Annotated in this window: 7 protein-coding genes; all 7 read left to right on the forward strand. The window is 48.6% G+C overall.

What is annotated here, in order from left to right; all coding sequences use genetic code 11:
- On the forward strand, positions 1–496 hold a 496-nt coding region (locus tag PF479_RS12090; RefSeq protein ID WP_298006852.1), incomplete at its 5' end, for a hypothetical protein.
- A gap of 33 nt (positions 497–529) precedes the next feature.
- On the forward strand, positions 530–1,567 hold the full coding sequence (locus tag PF479_RS12095) for a virulence RhuM family protein (protein WP_298006855.1): 1,038 nt from the start codon (positions 530–532) through the stop codon (positions 1,565–1,567).
- Between the two features lie 643 nt (positions 1,568–2,210).
- Positions 2,211–2,624, forward strand: coding sequence for a hypothetical protein (locus PF479_RS12100; RefSeq protein ID WP_298006859.1), 414 nt, complete (start codon positions 2,211–2,213; stop codon positions 2,622–2,624).
- 49 nt (positions 2,625–2,673) lie between these two features.
- Positions 2,674–3,924: a phage portal protein gene (locus PF479_RS12105; RefSeq protein ID WP_298006862.1), complete on the forward strand. Its 1,251-nt coding sequence runs from the start codon at positions 2,674–2,676 to the stop codon at positions 3,922–3,924.
- The gene (locus tag PF479_RS12110; protein ID WP_298006864.1) at positions 3,921–4,577 is read left to right on the forward strand and encodes a response regulator transcription factor; all 657 of its coding nucleotides are present in this window, start codon (positions 3,921–3,923) and stop codon (positions 4,575–4,577) included. The genes PF479_RS12105 and PF479_RS12110 overlap by 4 nt, the downstream gene beginning before the upstream one ends.
- Positions 4,568–5,236 (forward strand): peptidase, encoded by a 669-nt coding sequence (locus PF479_RS12115; RefSeq protein ID WP_298006867.1) that lies wholly within the window; start codon positions 4,568–4,570, stop codon positions 5,234–5,236. Before PF479_RS12110 ends, PF479_RS12115 begins: the two co-directional genes overlap by 10 nt.
- Positions 5,233–6,537, forward strand: a complete 1,305-nt coding sequence (locus PF479_RS12120) for a phage major capsid protein (RefSeq protein WP_298006870.1) — start codon at positions 5,233–5,235, stop codon at positions 6,535–6,537. The genes PF479_RS12115 and PF479_RS12120 overlap by 4 nt, the downstream gene beginning before the upstream one ends.
- The last annotated feature ends 183 nt before the right edge of the window (positions 6,538–6,720 follow it).

A 6,720-nucleotide genomic window follows, 5' to 3' on the forward strand; every position in this document is an offset into this window, starting at 1 on the left:
AATACGAGTTTACTCTCTCCAATTACCAGATATATTCTTTAGTGAAGCTGGAAAAAAAAGAATAATTGTCAACCTTTCATTTACACCCGAAACGCGTTTAACCAGAGGTGATAGCTATCTGGGGAATCGTATGAAATTTCATCTTTTTCATAGCATAAACCCTCAGGAATTAATCAATAAATATGGCGTAGTATCATCTAATTCTGAAGGCGACGAAATTTTACAGGAGCTTAAAGATTTTGAAATAGAATTAATTCCAGGCTCAAATACGAGAATTGCAGGTTGTCATCAGAAAGCATGGAAAGAGTTTAAAAGAGAACCAAAAAATAGACCTGCTGCGCCAGTGTCACTTGTGCTCATCAACTATGATAAATGGATGACTGATAAAAATGCACAAACTGATTATTGTTTGTCCGTAGTCTTTGAGCATGAGAAAGAAATCGACCTTTATAATCAAATAAGAGCAAATATCCAAGTCAGGGCAAGGGTAAGATAATGCAGGGCAGATTGTTTTCAAGGACGATATAGAATGAACCACTCCGAAATAATCCTCTACAAAACCGAAGACGGCGCTGTTAAGATAGACACCATATTCCAAAACGAGACCATCTGGCTGACACAAAAAAAGATGGCAGAGCTCTTTAATGTACAGAGACCAGCCATAACCAAGCACCTGAAAAACATCTTTGAAAGCGGCGAGCTGGATGAACAAGTGGTTAGTTCCATTTTGGAACATACCACTCCACACGGTGCTATTGAGGGTAAAACCCAAACAAAAGAAACCAAATACTATAACCTTGATGCCATTATAGCCGTAGGCTACCGGGTAAATTCCAAGCGGGCTACCCAGTTCAGAATCTGGGCAACGGCTATCTTAAAAGAATATATCATCAAGGGTTTTGCCATGGATGATGAACGGCTTAAACAAACCGAACGGTGGGACTATTTTGATGAGTGGCTTGAACGGATTCAGGATATCCGTGCTTCCGAAAAAAGATTTTACCAGAAAATACGGGATATTTATGCCACCGCAATTGATTATGACAAAACTTCCGAAGCGGCACAACTTTTCTTTAAAAAAGTACAGAATAAAATGCTTTGGGCGACTACAGGTAAAACCGCCGCAGAACTTATTGAATCACGGAGTAATCCAGAAAAGCCAAATATGGGACTTACCGCATGGCGTGGTTCCATTGTTCGCAAATACGATGTTTCCATTGCCAAAAACTACCTAAATAAAGAAGAGATAAAGGATTTAAACGAGATCGTCACAATGTACCTCGATTATGCAGAACGGCAGGCTCGTAAAAGAAGAACAGTGACCATGGCAGAATGGGCTGAAAAACTTGATGCCTTTTTGGAACAGAATGAAGAAGATCTGCTCACTCATGCAGGAACCGTAAAGGCAGAAGTAGCTAAAAAGATTGCAGAAGAGCGATATGAAGAATTCGATAAAAAAAGGAAAATTGCTGAAGCAAATAAGGCGGATGAAGAAGATATGAAGGAACTGGAAGAAATTGAGAGACGGTTACTCGAAATAAAAAATGGAAAACCAAGTAATCTTTAAGCTCAGGCAAAGAAACCGCCTCCGCATGTCCTGTGCTCCGGCGGTGGGGCGCGGGGATTTTAAGAAACGGAACCTCGAAGATGGCGCGGTACAGCCTATAACATATAGAAGTCTTAATGTTGCTGCCGAAATCGACCTTGCCCTAATCCCTAATATCTCTGAATTAAATGAGAAAGTACTGGATATTTGATTTTATTGGAAGCAGCTTTGTTAAGACTTTGTTGGACGAAATCACACGAGCCTCTATAAGGAATTTAAATGGCTTTTCTGTCTGGTACCCTCCCAGGTCATTTCGGTTTTTGAAGCATTTTGGGTGTCCAGACATGTATCATTTTTATCATAATTTCCATTTCCTCATTTTGAAGATCGTCATATTACCCAGTCCTTAATTTTTCATGCTTTTCAGTACAGACCTTTCCTGTTCCGAAATGTTAAGAGATCAATAAGGAAGGTTCAAATTGTTCTTATATCAGATTTTTCCTATCCTCCTCCGTGATAACTATAATAAACAGAAAAATACCCGACTGGACTCTTTAACAATATAAATCAGATCACACTTTCCAGTAGATCCTTCCAAATTCATCCCCAAAACCTAGGGTAAACCCTAGCCCTAAAATCTCAAAACCCTCTTTACACTGATTTAATGAGTGAGAAACGATGGGGACAAAACCTCAGAAAAATATTAAAAGTACTCTCCTTTACCGAATATATCGGTCTGGATGATCCCTTTGAGCGGGAGTCGACTGAGATAGTCTCAGATCCCTACCATTCCCACTCCTGGGTGAATATCTGCATCAGTATTCTGATGCGTAATGTCGGACGAGCCCCCTTCTTGATTACCCTGGACGGGGAAGCCTTTTGGTTCTTCGGTGATGATAACTCAGCGGGTATCCCCCGGGAAATCTACGTCCTCAATCCCAGGAAGATAAGGGCCTATCTGCAGCTTGGCATAGTTGTCCACTGGTTCTACTTTACAGATCAGGGAATGATCCCGATTCCCCTCATAAAGGTAGGGAAAACCACACCCCCCAAACCCCCTAATGCCTCTCTACACTAAGATCATGAGTGGAAACCGGTGGGGTAAAAACCTCAGGAAAATATTTAAAGTGCTCTCCTTTAGTGAGTTTATGGGTCTGGATGACCCTTTTGAGCGGGAGCAGGCTGAGACGATCAATGACCCCTACCGGTCCCACTCCTGGGTGAACATCTGCATCAACATCCTGATCCGTAACGTAGGCAGAGCCCCCTTTCAAATCACCCTGGACGGAGATACCGTCTGCAGTGGCCGGATCTTCTCCCTCTTCCGGGATGTGAACCCCTTTATGAATCGCTATGACCTGTGGAAAGAGACCGCCGCCTGGTGGTTTTTGGAGGGAGAGGCCTTCTGGTTCTTCGGTGACGACTACAGCGCAGGGATACCCCGGGAGATCTATGTCCTGAATCCCCGGAAGATGCGCGCCTGGATCGATGGGGATAAGGTCATCCGCTGGTTCTATGCAACAGAACGGGGAGAAGTTCCCCTTCTGCCGGATGAAATGATCCATTTCAGGGAGTGGAATCCCTGGAATCCCCACCGGGGAGTCAGCCCCCTGATCGCCCTCACAGTTGAGATCCAGCAGGATGTGAGGCCCAATAAGGGAACAAGCAAACTCCTTAAAAACAATTCTGTCCCCGAAGGAATCCTGAAAACCGACCAGGTACTCCGGGAAGAAGAAGAAGACCGTATTGAAAAACGCTGGGAGAGTAGTTATGGCCGGGACAAGAAGTCCCGCTCCATTGCCGTCCTGGGCAAAGGGACCAGTTTCCAGGCCCTGTCTGTCACACCTGCAGCCCTCCGTTTCTTTGAGTTGAAGCGCTGGAACCTCTATACCCTTTTAGCGCGCTACGGCATCCCTCCCCGGGTGGCCAACATTCAGGATCAGCATAGTGCCTTAAGCGGCAGTGACACATCCAATCAGCACGCAGCCTTCTGGAAATACACCATCATCCCTCTGCTCAAGAACTTTGAGCAGATCCTGGAGACCCAGTTCTTCTCCCGTTTCGGCTTGAGGGAACGGGGAGTCTTTGATACCAGTGCTATCCCTGAACTCCAGGAGAGTGCGGACGAGAAAAGCAAACGGGATATCTCCGAGATTGAGGCGGGTCTTAAAACCATCAATGACGTGCTTCGTGAGAGAGGCATAGAACCCAAACCCTGGGGGAATGAATGGCATCAAAATCCTCAGGGGGATAAAAAAAGTCAGAAAACCCCAGAGAAATCCCTGGATTCAGTCAATATTAATAATAATCATCCGATTACCAATAAGGCAAGCCGATCTTTGTTAAATGAACAGCCGATCATTGGAAGCCAACGGTGATACAGAAGAACGTTATAGTCACCAGTAAGGACGCCTTGATCGGGTCAGTTCTGGTCGATATCGTTGAAAAGGAGCACATCGGCTCGATATCCTCCTACTGCACGGATGGAATAGAGACCCTCAGATCCATAGAACGCTGTTGCCCTCAACTCCTTATCCTGGACCTTTATCTTCCCCGGATGAATGGTCTGAGCCTCCTCAAAGAAATTGCAAAACATCACAGCTGTCTCTATACCCTGGCCTACTGCCGTAATCTGAACCGGATGCTGGCGGTCAAGGCCGTGAAACAAGGTGTCACAGGGCTGGCCGACTATTCCTATAGCCGGGATCTTTTTCGTCTGACCCTGGAAAGAGTCTCCCGGGGAGTCAAATCCTATCCTGATGAAGTCAATGCGCTCCTGGATGAACGGGGCTACGAAATATTCCCCCAGAAATTTACAAAGATCACCACACGACAGTCCCAGATCCTGGAACATCTGGCCCTGGGGAAGAGCAATCAGGAGATCAGCTATGAACTGAATATCCACGTCAAAACCGTTGATAAACACAAGTCAGCGATCAAAGAGAAATTCGGTCTTGTTACCTCAGCCGAGCTGGTTCACTTTGCCCTCCGCCATGGAATTATAGAAAAGGAGGAAGGTCTATGTATGTGAAATGTGCGGCTCTTGAGAAGACAGAGCAGGTATGCGACCTCAAGAGCCTGGGAGAGCTGCTCAAGAAGGGAAATCTTCTCACATCCAAGGGAGAAGCCCGGCAGGAGATCCGGGTCTATATGGGAGGGGCCTTCTTCAAGGGCCTGACGGGGGGAGAAGAAGAGGTCTTTCCCTGGGTGTTCAGCACCTTTGACCTGGACCGGGATGACGAGAGGATCGACCCCATGGGTTGGGACCTGAAAAATTACCAGAAGAATCCTGTGATCCTCTGGGCCCATGACAGCCGGATCCCCGCCATCGGTTTTTCAAAAGAGACCCAGGTTAGAGACCGGGTCTTAGGAGGAAACATTGTTTTCAATCCAAAGGAGATGGACCCCTTTGGTTGGGGGATAGGCCAGAGGGTGGCCGCCCGGGTGATCCGCGCCGGGAGCGTGGGATTTCTGATCCAGAAGATAGAGATCACAGAAGAGAGCGGAGAACCCTCCTTGATCTTCCGAAACCAGGAACTCCTGGAGTTCTCTATCTGCAACATCCCCAGCAACCCCCAGGCCCTGAACCGGGATTTCCCACCACCCGAATATTTACAGACACTGCCGGAGGAAACTCACAATTCCTTCTGGAAGGGAATAATCAAACAGTCAGGAGGACAGAACAGATGAAAGAGTTACTGAAAAAGCTGATGGGGCTCTTGGAGACCATGAAGCGGATCGAAACGGATGGTTTTCCCGATGAGGGCAAGGCCAAACAGTATTTTGAAGAGAAGGAGGAGATTTTAGAAGCCATGGCCCAGGCCCTGGGCCAGATGGACAAGGATCATACCCTGGAGATCGAAGGACTCAAGGGGACCATCAAACTGCTGAAAGAAACGGTGAAAGGCCAGGCAGGGTCTCCCAAAATCCTCAGCCTCGAGGAGTTTCACTACAATCTGGGCAAGACCATCGCCGGGGTCTGGCGGAACAATCAGAGCCTGTTGGGAGAGCTCAAATCCATCCCGAATTTCAAGGGGGAAAGCTGGGTGAATCCCAAGGACCTCAGCTGGGAGGCCGGGAAAGGATGGACGAGCAAGGCGTCTCTCGGGACGCCCATGGGGGACATGGTGAGCAACGACCAGTATCTGATCAACCCGATCTACGAGACCCAGATCATGACGGATGCCCGGAAGAACAGCATCATGATGGGCCTGGTGAGTAACCGTCCCATGTCTGGGCCCTCCCTCTTCCTTCCCCAGAGGGACAGAGGCGGCATACTCCTCAACTGGCTGACCAGCTACGGTCAGCAGATCACCGACAGCAAACCCTCCATGGGACAGCGGGTGGAGCTGAAGGCCTACACCCTGGCGGGGTTCATCCCCTGGTTTGATGAGTTTGAAGAGGATATCTACGCCGACCTGGGCCAGATGTTCGTGGAAGAGTTCACCGACGCCTACGGCCAGGAGTTTGATAAACAGTGCCTCATCGCCGACGCCGCCCCCTTCACCGGGGCCCTGGCCTGTGAGGGGATTGTCAGTCATTTCATCAAGAGCAGCTCACCCTATGGCCTGACCTACCTGGACTTCCGGGAGGCGGTACTCAAGGTCCCCGCCGAAGAGAGACGTCAGTGTTCCTGGTTCCTCCATGAGAGTATCCTCAGCAGGGTAACCAGCCTGCAGGACAGCGATGGCCGCCCGGTCTGGCGCGGTCCCACAGACGGCAAACCCGGACTCCTGGACGGTTATCCCTATCATGAATGCGACATGATGCCCCAGGGGAGCGAGATCAAGAAGAATGAGCCCTTTGCCATCTTCATGAACCCCAAGCGCATCCAGCACGGGAACCGGAAGGGACTGGAACTGAAAAGGTTTGACGGCACCACAGAGAGCCTGCAATACGGGGAGATCTTCCTCCGCTTCCGAAAAAGGGACGGCTTTCTCATCACCCGGCCGGAAAAGAACATGGTCACCATGAAGTGCAAGAGCAGTTGAAGGAGTTGATATGAGTTTTAGATTTTATCCTGAGCGGGTCGACAGCATCGGCCAGAAGAGTGGAAGCGTGGGGAATGACCTGATCATCCCCATCCCCGGAATCGACGGCATGAGGATCACCATCCCCCAGCTTTCGGTGAGCTGCGGCGCCAACGATCAGGTACTCACCCTCCTGCAGGTGAA

This window comes from Oceanispirochaeta sp. (genome assembly GCF_027859075.1).
GTDB lineage: Bacteria > Spirochaetota > Spirochaetia > DSM-2461 > DSM-2461 > Oceanispirochaeta.